Source organism: Intestinimonas butyriciproducens (assembly GCF_004154955.1).
Lineage (GTDB): Bacteria > Bacillota > Clostridia > Oscillospirales > Oscillospiraceae > Intestinimonas > Intestinimonas butyriciproducens.
Map to the genome: position 1 here is coordinate 1,585,602 of NZ_CP011524.1, position 22,556 is coordinate 1,608,157.

The 22,556-nt window shown below is 55.4% G+C and carries 20 protein-coding genes; 19 read left to right on the forward strand and 1 reads right to left on the reverse strand.

What is annotated here, in order from left to right:
• The first annotated feature begins 2 nt into the window (after window positions 1-2).
• The 4 genes from SRB521_RS07945 to SRB521_RS07960 all read left to right on the forward strand — a co-directional run bounded on the left by SRB521_RS07945 (window position 3) and on the right by SRB521_RS07960 (window position 3,579).
• Complete coding sequence (locus SRB521_RS07945; RefSeq protein ID WP_116721652.1) at window positions 3-950, forward strand: MOSC domain-containing protein; 948 nt, start codon at window positions 3-5, stop codon at window positions 948-950.
• 64 nt (window positions 951-1,014) lie between these two features.
• Window positions 1,015-1,866 (forward strand): molybdate ABC transporter substrate-binding protein, encoded by an 852-nt coding sequence (modA, locus tag SRB521_RS07950; protein ID WP_075703906.1) that lies wholly within the window; start codon window positions 1,015-1,017, stop codon window positions 1,864-1,866.
• Between the two features lie 4 nt (window positions 1,867-1,870).
• Window positions 1,871-2,539 carry a molybdate ABC transporter permease subunit gene (gene modB / locus SRB521_RS07955; RefSeq protein WP_075703905.1) on the forward strand — a complete coding sequence of 223 codons (669 nt, stop codon included), beginning with the start codon at window positions 1,871-1,873 and terminating at the stop codon, window positions 2,537-2,539.
• On the forward strand, window positions 2,536-3,579 hold the full coding sequence (locus tag SRB521_RS07960) for a sulfate/molybdate ABC transporter ATP-binding protein (RefSeq protein ID WP_075703904.1): 1,044 nt from the start codon (window positions 2,536-2,538) through the stop codon (window positions 3,577-3,579). Before modB ends, SRB521_RS07960 begins: the two co-directional genes overlap by 4 nt.
• A 71-nt stretch (window positions 3,580-3,650) precedes the next feature.
• Here SRB521_RS07960 and rpmB read toward each other — a convergent pair whose 3' ends face one another.
• Entirely contained in the window at window positions 3,651-3,839 is a 189-nt protein-coding gene (rpmB, locus tag SRB521_RS07965; RefSeq protein WP_033116638.1) for a 50S ribosomal protein L28, read from the reverse strand.
• Between the two features lie 200 nt (window positions 3,840-4,039).
• On the opposite strand from rpmB, the gene hprK reads away from it, so the two are divergent.
• The 15 genes from hprK to SRB521_RS08040 all read left to right on the forward strand — a co-directional run bounded on the left by hprK (window position 4,040) and on the right by SRB521_RS08040 (window position 22,547).
• Window positions 4,040-4,987 carry an HPr(Ser) kinase/phosphatase gene (gene hprK, locus SRB521_RS07970; RefSeq protein WP_033116749.1) on the forward strand — a complete coding sequence of 316 codons (948 nt, stop codon included), beginning with the start codon at window positions 4,040-4,042 and terminating at the stop codon, window positions 4,985-4,987.
• Window positions 4,988-5,133: 146 nt separating this feature from the next.
• Entirely contained in the window at window positions 5,134-6,969 is a 1,836-nt protein-coding gene (glmS, locus tag SRB521_RS07975; protein WP_075703903.1) for a glutamine--fructose-6-phosphate transaminase (isomerizing), read from the forward strand.
• Complete coding sequence (locus tag SRB521_RS07980) at window positions 6,966-8,564, forward strand: ABC transporter substrate-binding protein (protein ID WP_116721653.1); 1,599 nt, start codon at window positions 6,966-6,968, stop codon at window positions 8,562-8,564. The genes glmS and SRB521_RS07980 overlap by 4 nt, the downstream gene beginning before the upstream one ends.
• 79 nt (window positions 8,565-8,643) lie before the next feature.
• The gene (locus tag SRB521_RS07985) at window positions 8,644-9,600 is read left to right on the forward strand and encodes an ABC transporter permease (RefSeq protein WP_033116641.1); all 957 of its coding nucleotides are present in this window, start codon (window positions 8,644-8,646) and stop codon (window positions 9,598-9,600) included.
• Window positions 9,587-10,456, forward strand: a complete 870-nt coding sequence (locus SRB521_RS07990; RefSeq protein ID WP_075703900.1) for an ABC transporter permease — start codon at window positions 9,587-9,589, stop codon at window positions 10,454-10,456. The genes SRB521_RS07985 and SRB521_RS07990 overlap by 14 nt, the downstream gene beginning before the upstream one ends.
• Window positions 10,457-10,662: 206 nt before the next feature.
• A complete protein-coding gene (locus tag SRB521_RS07995) occupies window positions 10,663-12,900 on the forward strand; it encodes a hypothetical protein (protein WP_116721654.1) in 2,238 nt (745 codons plus the stop codon).
• Window positions 12,901-13,027: 127 nt separating this feature from the next.
• Complete coding sequence (locus SRB521_RS08000; RefSeq protein ID WP_116721655.1) at window positions 13,028-17,092, forward strand: RHS repeat-associated core domain-containing protein; 4,065 nt, start codon at window positions 13,028-13,030, stop codon at window positions 17,090-17,092.
• 13 nt (window positions 17,093-17,105) lie between these two features.
• Complete coding sequence (locus tag SRB521_RS08005) at window positions 17,106-17,828, forward strand: hypothetical protein (RefSeq protein ID WP_116721656.1); 723 nt, start codon at window positions 17,106-17,108, stop codon at window positions 17,826-17,828.
• 475 nt (window positions 17,829-18,303) lie between these two features.
• The gene (locus SRB521_RS08010) at window positions 18,304-19,245 is read left to right on the forward strand and encodes a stage III sporulation protein AB (RefSeq protein ID WP_075703896.1); all 942 of its coding nucleotides are present in this window, start codon (window positions 18,304-18,306) and stop codon (window positions 19,243-19,245) included.
• Window positions 19,242-19,757 carry a stage III sporulation protein AB gene (locus SRB521_RS08015; RefSeq protein WP_075703895.1) on the forward strand — a complete coding sequence of 172 codons (516 nt, stop codon included), beginning with the start codon at window positions 19,242-19,244 and terminating at the stop codon, window positions 19,755-19,757. The genes SRB521_RS08010 and SRB521_RS08015 overlap by 4 nt, the downstream gene beginning before the upstream one ends.
• Before the next feature lie 30 nt (window positions 19,758-19,787).
• Window positions 19,788-19,982, forward strand: a complete 195-nt coding sequence (spoIIIAC, locus tag SRB521_RS08020) for a stage III sporulation protein AC (RefSeq protein WP_033116648.1) — start codon at window positions 19,788-19,790, stop codon at window positions 19,980-19,982.
• Between the two features lie 3 nt (window positions 19,983-19,985).
• Window positions 19,986-20,372: a SpoIIIAC/SpoIIIAD family protein gene (locus SRB521_RS08025; protein WP_075703894.1), complete on the forward strand. Its 387-nt coding sequence runs from the start codon at window positions 19,986-19,988 to the stop codon at window positions 20,370-20,372.
• A 68-nt stretch (window positions 20,373-20,440) separates the two neighbouring features.
• The gene (locus SRB521_RS08030; RefSeq protein ID WP_075705449.1) at window positions 20,441-21,526 is read left to right on the forward strand and encodes a stage III sporulation protein AE; all 1,086 of its coding nucleotides are present in this window, start codon (window positions 20,441-20,443) and stop codon (window positions 21,524-21,526) included.
• Window positions 21,523-22,017 carry a stage III sporulation protein AF gene (locus tag SRB521_RS08035; RefSeq protein ID WP_075703893.1) on the forward strand — a complete coding sequence of 165 codons (495 nt, stop codon included), beginning with the start codon at window positions 21,523-21,525 and terminating at the stop codon, window positions 22,015-22,017. The genes SRB521_RS08030 and SRB521_RS08035 overlap by 4 nt, the downstream gene beginning before the upstream one ends.
• Window positions 22,014-22,547 carry a stage III sporulation protein AG gene (locus tag SRB521_RS08040; RefSeq protein WP_242943923.1) on the forward strand — a complete coding sequence of 178 codons (534 nt, stop codon included), beginning with the start codon at window positions 22,014-22,016 and terminating at the stop codon, window positions 22,545-22,547. The genes SRB521_RS08035 and SRB521_RS08040 overlap by 4 nt, the downstream gene beginning before the upstream one ends.
• Window positions 22,548-22,556 lie beyond the last annotated feature (9 nt).

Here is a 22,556-nt window from a genome sequence, read left to right on the forward strand (position 1 = left end):
GGATGGGAAGGATTCTTGCGGTCTGCTCCAGCCCCGCCAGGGGCACGGAGAAAAGACGCGTTGGTTCCGGCCGGTTCACCCCGGAGTGGGGGCTTGTGGGCGACGCCCACGGCGGAGACTGGCACCGGCAGGTCAGTCTGCTGAGCGCGGAGAAAATCAAGGCGTTTAACGAGCGGGGGGCCGGAGTGGAATACGGCGCCTTTGGCGAGAACTTAGTGGTGGAAGGGGTGGATCTGCGGGCCCTTCCGGTGGGAACTCGGCTGCGCTGCGGCCAGGTTCTGCTGGAGCTCACACAGATTGGAAAGGAATGCCACAGCCACTGCGCCGTTTACCAGCGGATGGGGGCGTGCATCATGCCCAGGGAAGGGGTATTTGCCCGCGTGGTGGAAGGCGGCGACCTCGCAGAGGGAGATGTGCTGACGGTGGAGCCGCGCGTCGGCGGCCGGCCCTATCGGGCGGCGGTGATCACCCTTTCGGACCAGGGAGCGGCGGGGAGACGGGAGGATCGCTCCGGCCCGGCTATAGCCGCCCGCCTGGAGGCATCCGGCTATGAGATCGTCGAGCGGCTGCTTCTCCCGGATGGGTTGGAACCGCTGCGAAGTCAGCTCATCCGGCTCTGCGATCAGCGGCAGCCGTACCTCATCCTCACCACCGGCGGAACGGGCTTCAGCCCCCGGGATGTGACGCCGGAGGCCACCCTGGCTGTGGCCGAGCGGCAGGCGCCCGGCATAGCAGAGGCCATCCGCGCCCACTCCCTTTCCATTACGCCCAGGGCTATGCTGTCCCGCGGCGTGTCTGTACTGCGGGGCGGGACGCTGATCGTCAATCTGCCGGGGAGCGTCAAGGCCGTGGAAGAGAGCCTGGACTGTTTTCTGGAGGTGCTGCCCCATGGTCTGGAGGTACTCCGGGGAGAGGCCGGGGACTGTGGCGTGAACCGGTCGGAGGTCTGAACCAGATCGACCGACGCGCAGCAGGCGCGTGATCCATGAAATCAAGAGAAAAGAGGCGTTACTCATGAAAAAGCTGTGCTCCCTTGCCCTGGCGCTGATGCTGACCCTATCCCTTGCCGCCTGCGGAGGCACCTCCGGGTCCCAGGCGGATACGCCTGCGCCGGCGGACCCCTCAGACGCCTCTATCGAACTCATTGTGTATGCCGCAGCCTCCATGACGGAGACGCTCCAGGAGATTGCAGAGCTCTATGCAGAGGCAGCCCCCAATGTGACCCTGACCTTCAACTTTGACTCATCCGGCACTCTGAAGACACAGATACAGGAAGGGGCGGACTGTGATCTCTTCATCTCAGCGGGTCAGAAACAGATGGATCAGATGGATATCGCGTCCTCCCCCGAGGTGAACACCGAGGGGCTGGACTTTGTGGACACGGACAGCCGTGTGGATCTGCTGGAGAACCGCGTAGTCCTGGTGGTCCCTGATGGGAATCCCAAGGATATTCAGAGCTTTGACGATATGGCCGCCGGGCTCTCCGACGGATCGATCCTGATGGCGATGGGGAACAGCGATGTGCCTGTGGGCCAGTACACCCAAAAGATCCTGCGCTACTACGGTCTGGACGAGGACGCACTGGCCCCCTCCGGCGTTCTCAGCTACGGCACCAATGTGAAAGAGGTCACCACACAGGTCTCTGAGCAGAGCGTGGACTGCGGTGTGGTCTATTGTACAGACGCCTTCAGCGCCGGACTCACCGTAGTGGATTGGGCCACGGCGGAGATGTGCGGACAGGTCATTTATCCGGCGGCCGTTCTCAAAGGCAGCGCCCATGCCGAGGCAGCCCAGGCATTCCTGGACTATCTGACGGGAAGTGAGGCCATGGCGGTCTTTGAGAGCGTGGGCTTCTCGGCCCCCTGACAGCATGGACTGGTATCCCCTTTGGAACTCGCTGCGCATTGCGGCCATCAGCAGCGTGATCGTCTTTTTTGCGGGGATCGCCGCAGCCTATTACGTGGCCCGGCTTCCCCGGGCGCTGAAAGGGCTGCTGGACGTAGTCCTCACCCTGCCGCTGGTACTGCCGCCGACGGTGTGCGGCTACTTTCTGTTGCTGCTCTTTGGAAACCGACGGCCCCTCGGGATTTTTCTGGCGCAATTCGGCTTCAAGTTTGTCATGACCTGGTACGGCGGCGTGCTGGCCGCTGCGGTGGTGGCGTTTCCTCTCATGTACCGCACCGCCCGGGGCGCCTTTGAGAGCTTCGACGAGACGCTGGCTTACGCGGGGAAGACCCTGGGGCTCAGCAATTCCTATATTTTTTGGCGCATCCGCATGCCGGTGTGCCGTCAGGGCATCCTGGCGGGGGCTGTGCTGGCCTTCGCGAGAGCGCTGGGAGAGTATGGAGCGACGAGCATGCTCGTCGGCTATACGCCCGGAAAGACGGCCACCATATCCACCACGGTCTATCAGCTCTGGCGCACCAATGACGAGAGCGGCGCTTTTCGATGGGTGATGGTGAATCTGACTATCAGCGCGGTTGTGTTGCTCGCGGTCAATCTGCTGGAGCGGAGAAACAGAAGGGGGACGGCGCCATGAGCCTTACGGTGGACATTCACAAGCAACTGGGGCGTTTTTCCCTGGATGCCGCCTTCCGCGCTGACGGCGGAACACTGGGACTGCTTGGCGCCTCCGGAAGCGGGAAGAGCCTTACCCTGAAATGTATCGCGGGGATCGAGCGGCCGGACCGGGGAAAGATCCTGCTCAACGGCGTTACGCTTTTCGACTCAGAGCGGCGGATCAACCTGCCGCCGCAGAAACGACGGGTCGGATATCTCTTTCAAAACTATGCGCTCTTCCCCAATATGACTGTGCGGCAAAATATTCTGTGCGGAATACGCTGGGAGCGGGATCGTGCCCGCCGCGCGGCGGAGTTCCGCCGGGTGGTGGAGTTGTTGCACCTGCAAGGGCTCGAGGAGCAGCGGCCTGACCAGCTCTCGGGTGGGCAGCAGCAGCGGACGGCGCTGGCCCGCATACTGGTGAGCAGGCCGGAGCTTCTGATGCTGGACGAGCCCTTCTCCGCCCTGGATGAACATCTGCGGGATCAACTGCAAATCCAGATGAAGAAACTGCTGGACGCCTTTGATGGAGATATTCTGCTGGTGACGCACAACCAGGATGAGGCCTATCATATATGTGAAAAAGCGGCGGTGGTGGATGGGGGGCGCATCCTGGGCGTCCGGGAAACCGAGCTGCTTTTTCTGGACCCGGGGAGCGTCCCGGCAGCCCGCCTGACCGGATGCCGGAACATATCCTCGGCCGCCCGAAGGGTGGGGGCCTATGAAGTGGAAATCCCAGGGTGGGGGATCCGCCTGGCCACAGCGCGACCGGTGAAAGAGGGGGTGCGGGCCGTCGGGGTGCGGGCCGGCGCTTTTTCCCACACATGCCCGGAGAATCGCTTCCCGGTGAGCTTTACCGGACATATGGAGCTGCCGTTTGAGACGCAAATGTGTTTTCGGTATGAGGGTCAGGCGGAAACGGAAGGGGAGCTCTGGTGGAGCCGGCCCGGATGGGATGGGAAAAAGGGATTCCCGCAGGAGTTGGGCGTGCCCCGTGAAGATGTCCTGCTCCTTTACTAACAATTAAAGCTACTTCCCGGCAGACATAAAAAAACTCCGCACCAACTGGTGCGGAGTTTTTCAAGTATCACTCACACAGCGCGGGTGACCTTACCCGAACGGAGGCAGCGGGTGCAAACGTACACGTGCTTGGGCGTGCCGTTGACGATCGCCTTGACGCGCTTCACATTGGGCTTCCAGGGACGGTTGGAACGACGGTGGGAGTGGGACACCTGAATGCCGAATACAACACCCTTGTCGCAAAACTCGCATTTGGCCATATTTCCTTCAACCTCCTCGCTGGTCAAAGTATCAGCTTATCACAAAGCATCGAATGATATAATACCAGATTGAGCGAAAAAATGCAAGTAGTATTTTCATTCTTTTTCTATTTTTATAGGATGGCTTGAATTGAAGTTGCGAAATCTGGGAGATTCGGTTATACTTAAGCGTGACATTGAATGTGTGAGGGGTGATGGATGTGGACAGCCACTATTCCGTCAAACTGGGAAAACTGATTGAGGACTTTGAGCTGGATGTGCTGCGGGGTGCAGAGGGATACCGGGAGGTCCTGATCCAGCGGGAGGACGTGAACAGGCCGGGCCTTCAATTGGTGGGTTTTTTTGACTACTTCGACGCCAAACGGATGCAGCTTTTGGGCAGAGTGGAGAGTACTTATCTGGCCCAGCTCTCTCCGGAAGAGCGCCTCAAGAGCTTTGACGAACTCCTGGCCCATGACATCCCCGCTCTGGTCATCACCCGCGGGATGGAGCCTTTTCCGGAGTGCATGGAGATGGCTGAGAAGTATAACCGTACTATTCTCCGCACGCAGGAGACGACCACGGCCTTTATGGGCGCGCTGATCGCGGCGCTGCGCAACTACCTGGCTCCGCGCATCACACGCCACGGTGTGCTGGTGGAGGTCTACGGCGAGGGAGTCCTACTGCTGGGCGAATCGGGCGTGGGGAAAAGCGAGACGGCAATCGAGCTGGTAAAGCGCGGCCACCGCTTGGTGGCGGACGATGCGGTGGAGATCAAGCGGGTGGGCGTCAAGCGGCTGGTGGGCTCGGCGCCTGAACTGATTCGCCATTACATCGAGCTGCGAGGCATCGGCGTTGTGGATGTGCAGCAGCTCTTCGGTATGTCTGCCGTGCGTGAGGACCAGGATATCGATCTGGTGGTCAATCTGGAGCAGTGGAACGACAACACGATGTATGACCGCCTTGGTCTGGAGGAGCTCTATACGGTGATCCTGGATGTAAAGGTGCCTGCCCTTACGGTGCCTGTCAAGCCGGGAAGAAATCTGGCGATTATCGTGGAGGTGGCGGCGATGAACAACCGCCACAAAAAAATGGGGTATAATGCGGCGCAGGCGTTTACTCAGCAGATCAACGAGCATTTCGACCAGGCCCTGAGCGGCCAGATGTGAAGAACGCCGGTATATGCGTGGGAGAGGGCGGCTTGGTTTGAGGCCGCCCCTCTCAAATTTTTTGTTGTGGGGGCCGTTCTGGAATGATATAATACATCAGTTCACAACATCACCCGTTGACTCTGAAAAACGGAGGGAATAAAGCTATGTGTGGTATTGTCGGATATATCGGCGCGGAAGAGGCGGCGCCGATCCTGCTTGACGGCCTGGAGCGGTTGGAGTACCGGGGGTATGATTCCGCGGGACTGGCAGTCTATTCACAGGATGACGGCCTCCGCGTGGTAAAGGCAAAGGGGCGTCTCCGGGTACTGGCGGACTTGGTGGAGGGCGGTAAGAACATCCATGGGACCGTGGGGCTGGGACATACCCGCTGGGCTACCCACGGGGAGCCCTCAGACGTAAATTCCCATCCCCAGGTCAGTGCTTCAGGACGCATCGCCGTGGTCCACAACGGCATCATTGAAAACTATGTACAGATTAAGGAATTCCTGGAGTCGAAAGGCGTGGGCTTCGTCTCCCAGACCGATACCGAGGTAGTGGCCCAGCTCCTGGAGTACTATTACCGTGGGAACATCATGGAGGCGGTCACAAAGGTCCTCCACCGGATTGAGGGGGCTTATGCGCTGGGGATCATCTGCGCCGACTGCCCGGATCAACTGATCGCCGCCCGAAAGGACAGTCCGCTGATCCTAGGGTACGGCGAGGGGTTCAACTTTTTGGCCTCCGATGTGACCGCTGTCATCAAGTATACCCGGGAGGTGTGCTATCTGGAGGACGGCGAGATCGCCGTTCTCACCAGAGACGGTATCCGGGTTTTTAACCACCCTTATCTTCAGCCGGTGGAAAAAGAGAAATACCATGTGGACTGGGAGGTGTCCGCCGCGGAAAAGGGCGGATACGAGCACTTCATGGCAAAGGAGATTATGGAGCAGCCAAAGGCCTTTCGAGATACGGTATTTCCGCGCATCCAGGACGGCAGAGTGGTGCTGGACGACCTGAACCTGGACGGAGACTATCTGAGGGAGACGGATAAGATCTACATTATCGCCTGCGGGTCCTCCTATCATGTCGGCATGGTGGCCAAGTATATCCTGGAAAAGCTGCTCCGCAAACCGGTGGAGGTGAGCCTGGCCTCCGAGTTCCGCTACTGTGATCCGTTGGTGACGGAGAAGACGCTCTGCATTGTCATCAGTCAGTCCGGTGAGACCATCGATACGCTGGCCGCGCTCCGGGAGGCCAAACGTCTGGGCGCCCGGATACTTTCCATCGTCAACGTGGTCGGTTCTTCCATTGCCCGCGAGTCCGACGATGTGCTCTATACCTGGGCGGGGCCGGAGATCGCCGTAGCTACCACAAAGGCATACTCCACACAGTTGGCGGTCATCTATCTGATTGCACTCCGCTTTGCCGAGTTGCTGGGTACCATCAGCGGGGAGATATACGATCATATCGTATCCGAACTCCTGACTATTCCCACCAAGATGGAGCACATCCTGGAAAACCGGGAGGCCATCCAGTACTATGCCTCCATCTATTTTAACCACGAATCCATTTTCTTTATCGGCAGGAACATCGACTATGCCATCGGCCTGGAGGGCTCTTTGAAGCTCAAAGAGATCTCCTATATTCACTCCGAGGCCTATGCGGCCGGCGAGCTGAAGCACGGCACCATCTCCCTTATTGAGCAGGGGACGCTGGTGGTGGCTCTGGCCAGTTGTACCCAGCTTTTTGACAAACTCATGAGCAATGTGGTGGAGGTAAAATCCCGGGGGGCGGATGTGCTGGGCCTTACAGTGGAGTCCAGGGCAGAGGCGATGAAAAAGACGGTGGATCACGCTATCTTGGTGCCGGACACCCATCCTATGCTGCTCCCGTCACTGGACGTGCTGCCCATGCAGCTTTTTGCCTACTATGTGGCGCTGATGCGCGGCTGTGATATCGATAAGCCCAGAAATCTAGCAAAGTCGGTGACGGTGGAATGAGAAAGCGGTTTGTTGTATGGGCGGCGGCCTTTACCCTGCTGTTGGCGGGATGTGCCGCCGGGAGCGACGGGGCGCCGCAGGATACTGGGACGGTCACGGCCGATCCTGTGGTGGTGCGCTACGGGATCTCAAACGCCTGGGATGCCCTGATGCCCTATAACAGTGTGTCGGGGAGCAACTATGCCAGAATCATTTATGATAAGATCTATGACCGTCTGGCCTATGTCCATGCCGACGGCACGCTGTCCCCGCGTGCAGCCAGGAGCTGGAAGAGTGTGGACGACGGATACGGGATAGAGTTCGCGCTGGATGAGCGGTTTTCCTTCCATGACGGGACCCCTGTGACGGCGCAAAACTGGGTGGAGACCTTCCGCCTGATGACCGATCCGGATTGTCCCATGCTGGGGCGGGATAACTTTTCCGTCCTTGCCGGCACAGACGAGAACGGCTATGCGCTTTCGGAACATTCTGTGGCGGCGGAGGCTGTGGATGCGTATACGCTGAAGCTCACCTTCAAGAATCCCACATCTCCGGAGGACTTTTTGCTGGATAAAAACCGGGAGTTTTATGTTTTGCCTACCCACCTCCTGGAGGGGGGCGCCTCCGCCGACCTCATGGACCTGGACCTGTGGAAGGCTCCGGTGGGCTCCGGGCCCTGTAAATTTGTCTCTGAGCTGGCGGGCAGCCAGCTCATCCTGGAGGCAAACAAGGAGTATCCGTTGGGTACGCCGGGGTTTGACCGCCTGGTCATCACCGTGATGGATAAATCCAATCTTCTCACGGCGCTGATTTCCGGAGACTTGGACTACTACGCTTTCGGCGGCAGCGTCTCCGCAGACGACGCCCAGGTGGCGGAGCAGAATGGGCTGACCGTACTCCGCGGCACGGTACCCAACACCTTTTTTGAGCTGATGCTCAACGGGGCGTCGCTTCCGGATGCCCGCATCCGCCGTGCGGTTGAGCTGGCGCTGGATAAGGAACTGTTGTGTCAGCACTCCACAAACGGACTGGGTACTGTGACGGACTCCAGCATCCCGCCCACCAGCCCCTACGCGGGAGAGGGAAGCGCCGCCGGTCGGGATGTGGAGACGGCCAAAGCGCTGCTGGAAGAGGCGGGCTATGACGGGAGGACCTACCGTCTGGCCTGTACCTCCAACCGGGCCGGATTGGCCGCCCTGATGCAGCAGAATCTGGCCGATGCCGGGATTTCGATTTCCATTGAGACGGTGGATTCGGCCACCATGTTCGCCGGCATGTCGGACGGCACCTACGACATGGGGATCGCAAGCCATACGCCCGGCCCGCTCCCTCTGTGGTTTGTGGGGACCCGCCTGACGGAAAACAATAATATCTTTCATGTGTCCGACCTGTCTGAGTACGGCGTCTATATCCAACGCATTCAAATGGAGACCGATCCGGATGCCAAGCAGGATCTGGTGCAGGCTCTGGAGGACTATCTGGCCCAAGAGCGGCCCTTTGTACCTCTGTGGTTCGGCACAGCGCTTCATGCCCAGTCGCCCACGGTGTCCGGCATTGATTACGCCTCCTCCAGCTTCTCCAACGAGAATGTCTGGGAGTGGGAAAAACAAGAATAAAAAATAACCTCTGTAGGGCGGCCCCTGTTATGGGGCCGCCTGTGCCCCGCGCGGGGCCGGAAGTGCAGGAGGAAGCAGAATGGCGCACTATATCCGCAGACGGCTGATCACCGCGGTCCCCGTCTTTTTTGGCATTACCCTTGTTGTTTTTTTCTTTATGAATCTGGCCCCAGGCTCGGTCACCGACCTGATGGGGGAGGGGGCTTCCAGTGCAGAGGAACAGGCCGCGCTGGAAGCCGCCCTTGGACTGGACAAGCCCCTGCTGGCCCGTTATGTACTGTGGCTGGCGGGGCTTTTCCGCGGGGATTTGGGAGAGTCCTACCATCTGGGGCAGAGTGTATCCCACCTGATCGGGCAGCGCATTGGGCCATCACTGCTTCTCACAGGGACCGGAGTGGCGGTGGCGGTGGCGGTGGCCATTCCGTTGGGGATTCTGTCGGCCTGGAAGCCGCGTTCCCATTGGGACCGCCTTTCCAATCTCTTCACCGTGGCAGGGTCCGCCGTCCCGGGCTTTTTCCTGGCACTGGTGTCGATCTACCTCTTTGCTGTAAAGCTCAGATGGCTGCCGGCCTCCGGTATGTACGCCTCCGGCTCCTCCGGCCCACTTACGGATTTGCTGCGGCACCTGCTGTTGCCGGCGGGCGTTGTCGGGCTGAGCAATGTGGGAGGCATCCTGAAACAGACCCGCAGCGCCTGCCTGGAGGTCCTGGGAGAGGATTATGTTACCACCGCCAGGGCTAAGGGGCTGAAGGAAGCGGCGGTGGTGCTCCGCCACGGATTTCGAACGGCGCTCATTCCCGTCCTCACCACCGTTCTCACCCATATCCCCCACATCATTGGAGGTTCCGTGGTAGTGGAGCGGGTCTTCGGCTGGCCCGGAATGGGAAGTCTGATGTTCTCCGCCATCAGCGGTCGGGACTATAATGTGATCATGGGCGTCACCGTGGTCATTGCGCTGGCGGTGCTGTGTACCAATCTGTTGCTGGATTTGGTATATGGTATGGTAGACCCGAGGGTGCGCTATGAGGGAATTTAAACGCGCGCTGGGGCGCCTGTGCCGGGACCGGCGCTCCGTTGCAGCGCTGTGCATTTTGGGAGCGGAGGTCCTGTGCGTTCTTTTACTGCCGCCCCTGCTGGGCCTGGAGCCCAACTTGACGGACCGCGCCGCCGGTTTCTGGGCGCCCCCTTCCGCGGAACATTGGCTGGGGACCGACGACGTGGGGCGGGATGTCTTCGCAAGGCTTCTTTGCGGCGGGCGCATTTCCCTGCTGGTGGGCTTCTCCGCCGCAGCTATCAGTATGGCGGTGGGGGTGTCTTTGGGGCTCTTGGCGGGCTATTGCAGAGGGAAATGCGAGTTCTGGATCATGCGCTGCGCAGATGTGTTCCAATCCTTTCCCAGTATTGTACTGATCCTGTGCCTGGTGACGCTCGTAGGGCCGTCCGTGTGCAATATCATTCTGGTCATTGGACTTTTGGGATGGACTTCCATCGCCCGGCTGGTGTATGGGAACGCGCTGGCGATCCGGGAAAAGGAGTATATCATCGCGGTACAGGCACTGGGGGCCAGGAGCCGTACTATCATGTTCCGGAACGTGCTGCCCAATGCGGTGGCCCCGGTCTGGGCGGCCCTGGCCCAGCGGGTGGGGAGGGCGATCCTCTCCGAGTCCAGCCTGAGCTTTTTGGGCGTGGGTATCCGGCCCCCCCAGGCCAGTTGGGGAAATCTGATGCAGCACGCATCCAACCTGGCGGTCCTCACCGGAAGACCCTGGGTATGGCTCCCACCGGGGCTGTTCATCGTCTTGTCCGTTATCTGCCTTCAACTGGTGGGGGACGGCCTGCGGGATGCGTTGGACCCCAAGTTTATTCCTACAAACAGGCCGTGTGCAGATTAATCTGCACACGGCTTTTTGCAAAGTTGAAGTGTATATATGACAAATTATACGAATGAAATCCGGAAAATATTGTTGATATAAACAAAAAAACAGCGGTATAATGGATGTGTCATAGAGTGCATCTCCTCAATGTATGCCGACCTCAGAAAGCCTTAACACAGCGTTGGAATTAGTATGCGTACAAGAAAAGATAAGGAGAGGATAATATGTCAAGAAAAAGAATGTTCAAGACCGTAATATCCTGTACACTCATAATATCCATGTTGCTTCCGTATGTGGAGGCGGTTGTTCCCTCTTATTCCAATTCTGAAGTTTTGCAAGACGATGTATTCATTGAACCGTATGCAGAAACAAACGCCGATTATTTTCACACTGGAATCGATGCTCCCGCAGACAGGGATATTGAGGAGCTGTTGGCCTGTACAGATATTTCTCTGGACGACAAAGGCCGAACGGCGTCTGTCCATCTGGAGCAGAATACCGGTTTGACGCCAGGCGAAGTAAAAAGTCTTTTTGGCCAGATCACATATGCAAAAGCGAACACGCTAGAGCTTGACCCTGTGTATGAGCTTCAGGCAGAAATCATGCAGATATATGAGATTCGTCCAGAGATTCAGATGATCCAGGATGGATTTGGATACACATATGAAGAAATCGACAGCGCCATTTTTTATCATGGAGATCTCGGAGCGCTCCAGAAGTCATTAAAGGGGTTCTTAACTGCGCAAAAATATTACAGCCTGAAGCCAGAGGAAAAATCCGACATTCTAGACCTAATATTCGGTGGGTATACCAATAGCCAGGCTTTCGCGGCATATATATCGAGCGGTATTTTGAACAAGCCAATACAGCAGCTTATTAGTGACAAGCAAACTGAGATCGTGGAGGATCGCGAACAGACAGAGGAAGTATTTGTTGAAGACGGTCAGGAAGAAGACCGGAAAGCGCTTGCGGCGCTGATGGGGGTCCCCTATATCACGCTGGATACATTTTTGGAGGGTTCTACCGAAAGTGTCGAATCGTTGAGAACCGCATATATACAGGCGCGCAACAATTTTTACAGAAGTACGAACGAACAAAAAGTACTGCCTGCCAACGCTGTGCAGGACGCAGGGGGAGGGTACACGCCGGAAGAAATATTGGACGAACCGTTTAGCTATGACTCAATTGGCGAGGTGTCGATCAATCTTAACACAGGCTCCTTCAAATATTCAGAAAATGATTTGATACTTCCCAGGAAAAACGGCTTGAGCCTGGAAATCAACAGAATATTTGACCCCGACAGCGCATGGGCGTATCTTCCTATGGGCGAATTCGACACAGACAGCACCAGCACTGCGGTGGAAGTGGGCTACCGGTGTTATTTATGGGAGAATTATGGAGCGGATGAGGAAGCAATATATTCCGAAATATCTGATATAACACGATATACATTTACGGATTCGAGTCTGAATTCCCTGGTGCTCAGTGAGAGAGGTTTCATAGCGTGTGATTACGAGCTTGCCGCCGCATATAAAATGCAGTTGGACAGCGAGGAAACATGGGTTGCCGCAGCAAGAGATCGTTATGGTGACAGCTGTATAATTGTAATTGAACCGGAGATCAGGCCGGTTGAACCTGCCTTTAGCGCTGCATTTTTTAACTATGGACTTACCTATAATTATCTGATCAATGAATTTGGCATGGGGCACGGATGGAGACTCGGCTTTTCAACCATTGAAACCTACAGCGCTGGGTATGAGGAGCAAAAGCAAAGACTCATCATGCGGGATGGAACCCGTCACAATATAGAATCGGTTGTTGGGACGACAGTAGACTTTGAAAATTATACCCTGAAAGATATTCGCCTTGAGAAAAAGAGCAACGGGTATTCCGGCGCAGTATACACCCTGTTTTACAAGGACGGAACAGTAGAATATTTTGACGCCCAAGGACGCAACATCGCAATCGTGGACCGTTTTGGGAATGCAATTACCTTGGAGTATACTTATAAAAACGCGGCAAGTAAAAGTGCTGTATCGCAAATCAAGATTACGGATACGCTTGGGAATATTGTTATAGTTAAAGAGGAGAATGTGGCGTCTGTAAGCTATGTAGATGGAATTAAGGATACGAAACATAGATACAACAAGCGCTGGACGCTGAGCCTAAACGGGGACATAGTGCGCAACTATTACAGCTACGAGATCTCCTCTGGCAGATATCTTGTCGGCGTACAGGATGAGCTTGGACAATACACGTATTATAGCAGTGGGATCGGCTCTTACGATTACAACTGTTTCATTGATCAGAGTGCAACCAATGACGGAATAGGGAAAAAGGCGAGCATCAGCTATATAGATTACCCCCAACGGATGCAGAAAAAGTTTTACGTCGGAAACCAAAAATGCCAGAATCGGCATAGCTGGTTATGTCGAAACACGCGCAATTTCCAGTTACTATGAAGGCTGGGAAGAGGCCGATGAGACTGCTGTCAGGCGGAATTTTAAGCAGTACGAATACGGCGACTACAGCAATATAGAAACGCCGTATACCACCAATTATACGTATCAAACTGTAGTCTACACAAATATGTACCGCCATCCGTCGCCCGATGAACTGATTTGTATTTGGAAGAAGAATTGTGAAACATATACGTTTGATAAGGACCATCTTCAAACAAATTACGAACGAAAAGCGTACCAGGATACGCAGTTTGAAGATGTAAATACAGATACAGACCTCCCGACAGACGTGGCGTCGCTGGTGCAAACGACAGCATATACCTATAATGACGATAATTTGCCAACCCAGCTGTCCGACCGGATCTACACACGTGGTTCAACGTCTTATATGCTGAGGGAATATAACTTCACATATGATGATAAGGGCAATGTACTGACAGAAAAATATCCGAACGGTCAAACAACAACCTACACGTATAATGCATCCTATAGCATACCGTTGACGAAAACATATCAGCAAAACAGCTCGACCACGATCGTAGAGACAAATACCCTTACGTCAGATGGAAAAAACATTGCCTCCAGCGAAGTAAAATCCAACGGCACGGTGGTGTCAAAGACGGGGTATACCTATGGTACGGATGGACGAGTGAGCCGCGTGCGGACCTACATCGACGCGACGCGGTATGTGGATCATCTGTACGCCTATGGAAACGCGGCGAATCTGACGGAACATAAGGTCACCGGTGTAAAAACTGTGACAGGCGGTACGGCTGCGGGATCTCCTGGCTACGCTGCCGGCACGATTGCAGAGGCGTTCCAGTATGACGGGCGGGGACGGCTTACACTGGTTAAAAATGGTAAATGGAGCAGCATAGAGATCGACTATGATCCGCTTGGTCGGATCACCTGCGTCACCTACCCGAACGGGTCGACGGAAAGCTATGATTACAGCGTTCATACCCATACCAGTACAGATACGCCCAATACAGTTACCTATACGAACCGTGCGGGGACGGCGTTCCGGTATCGATACGACAAAGCAGGGAACCTGATAGAGGTATATGACGAGACAGGGAACCGTGCGCTGAAAAAGCTGGAATATGACTCGTCCAACCGCCCCATCAGTGAGATCATATACAGCACATATGGCCCTTCCGCACACACCAAATATCGTTATGATACGCTGGACCGTGTTATAACCCTCCGGAAGGTGAACGCAAGCGGAGCCGCAACCTACGAGGAGAGCTACACGTATACCGACGGCGCGGGCAAGACGGAGCAAAGGATAGTGGGCGATTCGTCTGCGCCGGCAATGACAAACACGTTCTACACCGACAATATGGGCAACACAGTCAAGCGGGGAAGGTACATCGGAAGCACGGAAACGCTGGAAACATACCTGTATGATTACCTGGGGAATCGCATTCAGACGAAGCGGGATATTACGACGGGGAGCAGCGGCGTAGTGGTGGAGCAGGCGGCCTATAATTATGCGGGCCAGCCAACATCGGTGACAAATGCGGGCGGGAAGGTATATGCCTATCAATATGACTGGCTGGGGCGGCAGAGCTCCGGCACGGACCCGAAGAACAGCAGGACGCAGTACAGCTATGACGTGCTGGGGCGGCTTTTGGAGGAGAAAACGCCGTTCACCGTAATAGACGGGACGACCCTCTATGCCTCGACCCGGTATACCTATGACGCAGGCGGGAATATCACAACGCGGGCGGTGTCGAACGGCGCGGCAGAGTTGAACGCGTCGGCGAGCTGGTCGACGACGGAGTACGCATATGATTCCAGCGGGAATCTGGTACGGGTGACGAGGCATCCCAGCGGGTCCACATCGGTCTACACGCAGTACTATTACGACGCGGCGGGGAATTTGGCGCGGGTGTATACCGGACAGAGCGCGCCTCTGACGGTCAGCGGCCTGGATCAAGTAAGCGGGACCCCGGTCAGTGTAACAAAGTATTCGTATGACGGCTATGGAAACCTGATCTCCATGACGGATCCCCTGAATCGCCTGGAGACGTCAAGCTACGATCAGAACGGCCAGTTGCGGAGCAGGACGGACCGCAATGGCAACATCACAAGCTATACGTATGACGAGCGCGGGAATACGACGGGGATCACAGTAAAGACGTCCGGCGGTCAGACGCTGGGCACACTGACAAATACATTCTCCAAGACGGGCCAGTTGGCGAGCACCAGCAGCGGGAGCCAGACGATTCAATATAAATACGACTCAGGCGGCCGGATGATTCAGGAGACGGCGGGGACGACGGTCAAAACGTATACATACAACTATCAGGACCTGTGCACCGGCGTTTCGATCAAGCAAAATGGAACGAGCAAGTATTACGCGACATACGAATACAACGCGCTGGGCCAGCTGCTGTCCATGACTGGAAAGACGTCGACAGGGACGGCAGCCACTTCTGTGTCGGCGACGTACAGCTATGATGCGAATGGAAATTGTACCAGCGTATGTTATCCCGATATTATTCCGGATGAAGGATATCAGACGTATAGCTATAATAACGCAAATCTAGTCACAAATACCACCATAGTGGGTGGGTATACATACGATTATACCTATCTGCTGGATGGAAATCAGTCGTCACTGTCGTCCGGCGGGAACACGATCCAGTATACTTATGACGGGATGGGGCGTCTGACAGAAGAGACGAGAACACGAGGAAGCAGCACGGTGTATTCGAAGGCGTATGGATACGACCGGCGGGGCAACCGCACGTCTCTTACGACGGGGACTAGGAGCGTGAGCTATACCTACGACGCGGGCAACCGACTTCTGAGCATGACGGACAGCACGGGCGGGAGTACAAAGACGACTGCGTACACCTATGATAACAACGGCAATACGCTTACTGAGAGTCAGGGGACAAACAGTATCGTCTATGGATACGATGGCTTTAACCGGCAGACCTCCGCTACTGTGAACGGGGTGAGCACCAGCTACACCTATGGTCCCGACGGACTGCGTACCGGGAAGGGATCAGTCTCTTATGTGTGGAGCGGCGGGGAGCTTGTACTGGAGGGAAATACCCGGTATTTCTATGGCCTGGATTTGATCGCAGAATTAACTGATTATGAATTTGATGAGGTATATTATTTTCATGATGCGCACGGAAATGTAGTCACGACGTCACACCGGGCGATCAATTATACCGCTAATTCTGCACTGGAAGGGGAGGATCAGGGGGCGGTACAGCGGAAACCCGACCCAAGCGAATTTGAGTACATATTTAGCGGTCAGGAGTGGTATGACGCATTTGGCGTGAGGGACTCCAGCATCGTAAAGAGCGGTTTTGGCTATTGCGGAGAATATCAGGACAGGGAAACTCAAAATTACTACCTCAGGGCCAGATATTATGACCCGGAAATTGGGAGATTTGTAAACAAAGATATTGTAAGAAATGGAGAAAATTGGTATATTTATTGTAATAATAACCCGGTGACATTTTGTGATACTTATGGCCTTGAACCAATTGCAGTTCGAGCAACAATTGAAGGGTTAGGTGGAAACGTATCTTGGAATAATGAATATAAATATGCAACTGTAACTTTAGATGGGAATTCGGTTTTTTTGCATGGAGGAGATTTTATAGGAACATATATTGACAATGGAGTAATGTATACCGATGACGAGATGCTATTTTTGTCATTGGGTTCTAGTTTCAGTCTAGGGAAGGGATGGTCTGGACGCATAGATAGGGGCGGAGCAGGAAAAGAATACATGAGACATGTTCATATCTTAAAAGACGGAAAGGAATGGATACAAAACGAAGATGGGTCTCCACACGATCATCATAAAAATCCTCCGGGTTCTCCACCCCGAGGAGTCCTTAAAGAACTCAAGAAACAAAAGAATTGGGATTGGGAGCAGAAAGAGGCAGATTGGATTAGTAAAATTGAAATTATAGCGGCAGATAGCGGATATTATTTTATTACGTATCCTAATGGGAGGCAGGTAACGATTTACGAGGGTACTAACCCTATTTCTATATCGGCGTATCCAAGTAATCGAGACTTAAAAGGTTATTACTATGAAGCAACGTATACAGAAATAGCGTCTATGCCTACAAATACAATGATTGTTCTGCCGTTTGTAAGTCCTACAACGGGAGTTATTCCAGGAGTGGTTCCGGTACCCATCCCTGTGCCATAAAGAGGAGAGAAAAATGAAAAATGGGAAAAAAGAATTATATGTAAAAATAGTGCCCGAAAAAAATGAAATTGTCTGTTCCGGACTTAGCTTTGATGATTTTATTTGTTATTTGCCTGAACCAATAGAAAATTTAATAAACATCGCAATAGATACCTGTGTAGAAGTTTCTGAAACAAACTATAAAAAAGGCTTTCCACTATTTGAGGGAAAGGCTGCAATAAAAAAAATTGCGGAACAAGAGTCATATTGTTTTGGGAACTTTTGTTTTGTGGACTATTGTTCTTCAGAACAAGTGGATCAATTAACGGCACAGGAAATTTCGGAACTGCTCTACTTAGGCCATATGTTTGAGCCGCTTCATTCACCGTTCTTTCCACAACTACAAAATCGATTTGCATATTTATCCCATGATGATAGTTGGTACTGGAAGCTATATGCACAAAATATTGATGACTTTCTCTACATCCTATGCGGTCGACTGGCAAAATGCATAGAGTTACCTTTGCCGGATAATACTCAAATGATACATGAACAGTTGCTGTATAAGGCGAGAGAGGGGATACTAATTGATTTGAATGAAGCTGTTTGCAAAAACAATGGCATTGATGTAAGACTATATACTATTGGAGAGTACGCAAATATGGATAAAATATTGAATTATCTCAGCCAGATAAAAAAAGAGGCAAATAAGACGAACTGGATTCACTTCAGGGGAAAGGAGTGGTCTATTTCATGAGGACAGTCAGGAACGTTTGCCCAGATACAGTGCAAGAAGTTGAGCATTAAATTAAAATCCGACCAACTGCCTCGCCAGTAGATTTACACCTACAATAACAACGGCAATATGCTCACTGAGAGTCAGAGAGCAAACGTAGCGCCGCCAGAAACGATAGCCATGATTTCCAATGATCCCAACCAGTCTGTTATCGAAGCTAGTATTGATTCATATTGCTGTGATACAGCCTGTTGGTATGCTTGAGTCGAGCATATGTGAATGGCAATTTAAACGACGCAGATAGTTTGCATCATTAGTACGGTGGGTGCGGGAATACAACGAACATAGATAGATTTACTGCCTTGGCATAGCCGCCGGAATCATTGTGATTCCGGCGGCTATGCCATTTAGTGAGGGAAATTTTTCTCCGGCCGTCATAGACATGGACAACCCCACATAGAATGGAGCATCACACAGAAGAAGGGAGCTGGAAAAGGTGCGGGCTCCGGAAGAGGCATATGCGGTCGAGCGGTTTGAACAGGCGGCGGCGCTGCTACCGCATGAACTCAGACAAGGGGTGCAGAGGCTTTCGACAGCAGAGAAGGCCAGAGCAGAAGAGTTTCGGCTTCGGGCGGGCAGACCGCCGATGGTTGCAGATCCGACGGGGGAACGGACGGTACCGGGCTGCGGTCAATGCCCGATCACCGCCGCCGATCTGACGGGAGTACTGGAGGTTGCCAGTCAGGCGTCGACACATACGGTATTGGACCGGGTAAAAAGCGGCTTTGTTACTGTCCGGGGCGGATATCGGGTGGGTCTATGTGGAAGTGCGGTGATGAAGGATGGAGAAGTATGCAATGTAAAACAGATCTCTTCGCTTGCCATCCGGATCGCCCGGGAGGTCCCGGGGGCGGGAGCTGAGGTCTTGCCGCAGTTGTGGGAGGCAGGCACCCTGCAGAGTACGCTCCTTCTCTCGCCGCCCGGCGGAGGGAAGACGACTCTCCTGCGGGATTTGATTCGCCGCATTTCCGACGGTGTTGGAGGGCCGCCCCTTCGAGTGGGGGTGGTCGACGAGCGTGGGGAGCTTGCCGCCATGTATAACGGCGTCCCAATGACACAAGTGGGGATAAGAACGGATGTGATGGACGGGTGCCCCAAGGCGGCAGGTCTGATGATGCTGCTGCGCGGGATGAACCCTCAGGTCCTGGCGGCGGATGAGATCACGGCGCCGGAGGATGTGGAGGCGCTGGAGCAGGCAGCCGGCTGTGGAGTCGCCCTCTTGTGCAGCGCGCACGGGGGGACGCCGGACGACCTGCGGCGGCGTCCTCTGTACCGCCGGCTTCTGGCAGGCGGTATCTTTCGCCAGGCGGTTCTCATCGAGCTGCGCGGGGGCAGGCGGAACTACCGAGTAGTGCCGCTGGAGGAGGGGTTGAGATGATCCGGTGGATTGGAGCGCTCCTCCTGATGGCGGGCGCGGCAGGTCTGGGCTTAGGCGCGGCGGCACAGCTTCGGACAAGAGTGGCCAGTCTGCGCTCCCTGGTGGGGGCCCTGGGTCAACTGGAGAGGGAGCTTACGTTTCGCCTTACGCCGATGCCGGAGCTGATGGAGCGGCTGGCACGGCAGTCACAGGGGCCGGCGGCCTATCTGTTCGCACACTGCAGGGACCACCTCTGGGAGCTGGGCGAAAAGAGCTTTGGCCAGCTATGGAGAGAGGCGCTGGACGGCGAACCTGACCTCCTACTGGACGAACGGGAAAGTCAGATCCTGCTCGAGTTGGGCGAAGTATTGGGGAGATATGACGTGGAAGGACAGAGCGGGGCCCTGCGGAATTCGGTGCTGGAGCTGGGGCGATGTCTCGCCGGGGCGGAAGAAGAGCAGCGGAGGCTGGGAAGGGTCTACACCACGCTGGGACTGGGCTCCGGGGCCATGCTGGTTATTCTGTTGTTATGACTGATATCAATGCGGGGATGTGGAGAAGGCATGAACGTAGACCTCATATTCAAAATTGCGGCGATCGGGATACTGGTGTCGGTGCTCAACCAGGTGCTCACTCGGTCCGGGCGGGACGAGCAGGCCACCATGACCACACTGGCGGGTCTTGTGGTGGTTCTCATGATGGTGGTCCAGGAGATCAGCGATCTCTTCAACCTGGTAAAGAACCTGTTTGGGCTGTAGTCTATGCCGGATATGGTAAAGATCGCGGCCATTGCGGTGGCCGCCGCACTGTGCGCAGTGGTGGTCAAAAAGAATGTGGCCGAGCTGGGGATGGTGCTGGCGCTGTGCGCCGGAGCGATCATCCTGAGCTGCTCGCTGGGAGCGCTGGAGGGAGTCAAGGAGCTGATGGACACCCTGGCGGATACGGCGGGACTCTCGCCTGCGGTATTGGCGCCCGTTGTCAAAACAGTAGGGATCGCAGTGCTGACCAGAGTCTCGGCAGAGCTCTGCCGGGACGCGAAAGAGGGGGGGATTGCCGCGTTCGTAGAGACGGCGGGCGCGGCGGCGGCGCTGCTTGTGTCTCTTCCTCTATTGAAGACGGTGTTGAGTATGGTGACAGGGCTCCTATAGCGGCGTCCGGCCGGAGGGAAGAGGGGCGACGGATGACGGGAATACATAGGAAAATTAAAAAAATTCTGATGCTGATCCTTTTCACCTGCCTTTTTGTTCTTCCGGCGGCGGCATCCTCATCTGAGGACGTATTGGACGAGCAGTCCAAGGTGCTGGGGCTGGACAAACTGGCAGAGGCGGCGGGCGAGTACAGCCCCGGAGATACTGTGACTGGGGTGGATCTGGATGCCGGGCTTCAGGATTTGTTGGATACCGGCAGCGACCAATTGGCGGGTGTCCTCCGCAAGGCGGTGCGGAGCGGTGTGCTGCTTTTGACCGTGGTGCTCTTGTGTTCTCTCGCGCAGGGAACGTGCGAGGCCATTGGAGATCCCGGGGGACTTCAGGTAGTTCCGCTGGTGGAGGCGCTGGCCATCACGGCCATTTCCGTCGCAGATGTCCATTCCCTGATTGGAATGGGGAGAGAGGCGCTGGACAATATGACCGCTTTTTCCAAGATACTGCTGCCTACCATGGCGGTGGCCACGGCTGCCAGCGGGGCGCCCGGCGGGGCGGCGGCCAGACAGATGGCTACCATGCTCTTCTCCACGGTGCTGATGAGCCTGATCACCAAGCTGCTCCTACCCCTTGTGTATGGGTATATTGCCGCTTGTGTGGCCCATGCGGCGGTGGGGAACGAGGGGCTCAAGCGCATTGCCGGGGTGCTCAAGTGGACGGTCACCTCGATCCTTACAGTATTGCTGTTGGTATTTGTGGGCTATCTCACAGTCAGCGGGGTCATTGCAGGGACGGCGGATGCAGTGGCGGTCAAGGCGGCCAAATTTACGGTCTCAAGCATGGTGCCTGTGGTGGGCGGTATCCTTTCCGACGCGGCGGAGACCGTTCTGGCCGGCGCAGGAATTTTGAAAAATGCGGTGGGGGTGTTCGGCATGCTGGTGATTCTCTCCATGTGTGTGGTCCCTTTCCTGCAACTGGGGATACATTACCTGGCCTATAAGCTGACCGCCGCCCTGGCGGCCACGGTGGCGGATGGGAGGACCTCCGGACTGATCGACGGTCTTGGCGGTGCATTCGGACTCATCCTGGGTATGACGGGAGCTTCCGCAATGCTGCTCTTGGTATCCATGGTATCGGCAGTGTCTATGGTGACGCCATGATGGAATTGTTGCGGCAGTGGCTGGTTGGGATCACCTGCGCAGCTATGATCGTGGCGCTGGCGGACAGTCTTACACCGTCTGGTACCGTGAGGAAGATCGGGAGGATGGCGGGAGGCTTATTGCTCCTGGTTGCTGTGGTCCAGCCGGTCCTGCATGTGGATTTCAGCGTTCTGGCAGCGTCCGCCGTCCAGATAGAGCTGGAGAGTACGCAGAATGAGCTGGAAAAAACTGATTTGGAACTGATGAAAACCATCATAGGAGAGAAGACGGGCGCATATATTCTGGACAAGGCGGAAGCACTGGGGGTCCCCTGCAAGAGGGTGACCGTAACATGCACAGTAGGAGAGGACGGCGTGCCCTATCCCTCCGCAGTGTCCATCACGGGAGCGCCTGGCGGGGAGGAGAGACGCCTCCTGGCACGTATCATAGAGGCGGACTTGGCGATTCCCGAGGAATGTCAAACTTACGAAAGCGGGGATGGAGCATCATGAGGGGAACGGATATGGCCGCCAAGGGCGGCAGGCGGCTGATGGAGCTGCTGGAAAAATATAAATTCGTGCTGCTGGTCCTGCTGGCTGGTATTCTCCTGCTCCTGCTACCCACCTTTGAAGGGGGAGATGGAACAGGAGGCTCAGGAAGAACTGATCCTCCGTCGGAGTTGGCCTTCGACCTGGAGGGTCTGGAAAAAAAACTGTCCGATACACTCTCGGAAGTAGAGGGAGCGGGAGAGGTCTCAGTGGTCCTTACTGTGAAGGCCAGCACGCGCCAAGTGCTGGCCCAGGACATCACCTCCTCTCAAAAGGAAGGGGCGGTGGATGAGGGGAGGACCACCGTAGTGGTCTCCAAGGGTTCCGGCAGGGAGGAGGCTGTGCCGCTTCAGCAGATATATCCGCAGTTTCAAGGCGCTCTGGTGGTCTGCCCCGGGGGAAGCGACCCGGAGGTACGGCTCAAGCTAGTGGAGGCGGTCTCTGCCCTGACCGGCCTGGGAAGCGATAAAATTTCAATTTGTAAAGGAAAGTAAGGAGGAGAC

What these genes read in the sequence shown, in the direction of transcription:
- SRB521_RS08000 (WP_116721655.1), top strand. Translation starts at nt 13,028, where the DNA reads ATGTACCGCCATCCGTCGCCCGATGAACTGATTTGTATTTGGAAGAAG.
- modB (WP_075703905.1), top strand. Translation starts at nt 1,871, where the DNA reads ATGGACTGGTATCCCCTTTGGAACTCGCTGCGCATTGCGGCCATCAGC.
- spoIIIAC (WP_033116648.1), top strand. Translation starts at nt 19,788, where the DNA reads ATGAACGTAGACCTCATATTCAAAATTGCGGCGATCGGGATACTGGTG.
- SRB521_RS08040 (WP_242943923.1), top strand. Translation starts at nt 22,014, where the DNA reads ATGAGGGGAACGGATATGGCCGCCAAGGGCGGCAGGCGGCTGATGGAG.
- SRB521_RS08030 (WP_075705449.1), top strand. Translation starts at nt 20,441, where the DNA reads ATGCTGATCCTTTTCACCTGCCTTTTTGTTCTTCCGGCGGCGGCATCC.
- rpmB (WP_033116638.1), bottom strand. Translation starts at nt 3,839, where the DNA reads ATGGCCAAATGCGAGTTTTGCGACAAGGGTGTTGTATTCGGCATTCAG.
- SRB521_RS07980 (WP_116721653.1), top strand. Translation starts at nt 6,966, where the DNA reads ATGAGAAAGCGGTTTGTTGTATGGGCGGCGGCCTTTACCCTGCTGTTG.
- glmS (WP_075703903.1), top strand. Translation starts at nt 5,134, where the DNA reads ATGTGTGGTATTGTCGGATATATCGGCGCGGAAGAGGCGGCGCCGATC.
- SRB521_RS07945 (WP_116721652.1), top strand. Translation starts at nt 3, where the DNA reads ATGGGAAGGATTCTTGCGGTCTGCTCCAGCCCCGCCAGGGGCACGGAG.
- SRB521_RS08015 (WP_075703895.1), top strand. Translation starts at nt 19,242, where the DNA reads ATGATCCGGTGGATTGGAGCGCTCCTCCTGATGGCGGGCGCGGCAGGT.
- SRB521_RS07960 (WP_075703904.1), top strand. Translation starts at nt 2,536, where the DNA reads ATGAGCCTTACGGTGGACATTCACAAGCAACTGGGGCGTTTTTCCCTG.
- SRB521_RS08025 (WP_075703894.1), top strand. Translation starts at nt 19,986, where the DNA reads ATGCCGGATATGGTAAAGATCGCGGCCATTGCGGTGGCCGCCGCACTG.
- SRB521_RS07990 (WP_075703900.1), top strand. Translation starts at nt 9,587, where the DNA reads ATGAGGGAATTTAAACGCGCGCTGGGGCGCCTGTGCCGGGACCGGCGC.
- SRB521_RS08005 (WP_116721656.1), top strand. Translation starts at nt 17,106, where the DNA reads ATGAAAAATGGGAAAAAAGAATTATATGTAAAAATAGTGCCCGAAAAA.
- modA (WP_075703906.1), top strand. Translation starts at nt 1,015, where the DNA reads ATGAAAAAGCTGTGCTCCCTTGCCCTGGCGCTGATGCTGACCCTATCC.
- SRB521_RS08035 (WP_075703893.1), top strand. Translation starts at nt 21,523, where the DNA reads ATGATGGAATTGTTGCGGCAGTGGCTGGTTGGGATCACCTGCGCAGCT.
- SRB521_RS07995 (WP_116721654.1), top strand. Translation starts at nt 10,663, where the DNA reads ATGTCAAGAAAAAGAATGTTCAAGACCGTAATATCCTGTACACTCATA.
- SRB521_RS07985 (WP_033116641.1), top strand. Translation starts at nt 8,644, where the DNA reads ATGGCGCACTATATCCGCAGACGGCTGATCACCGCGGTCCCCGTCTTT.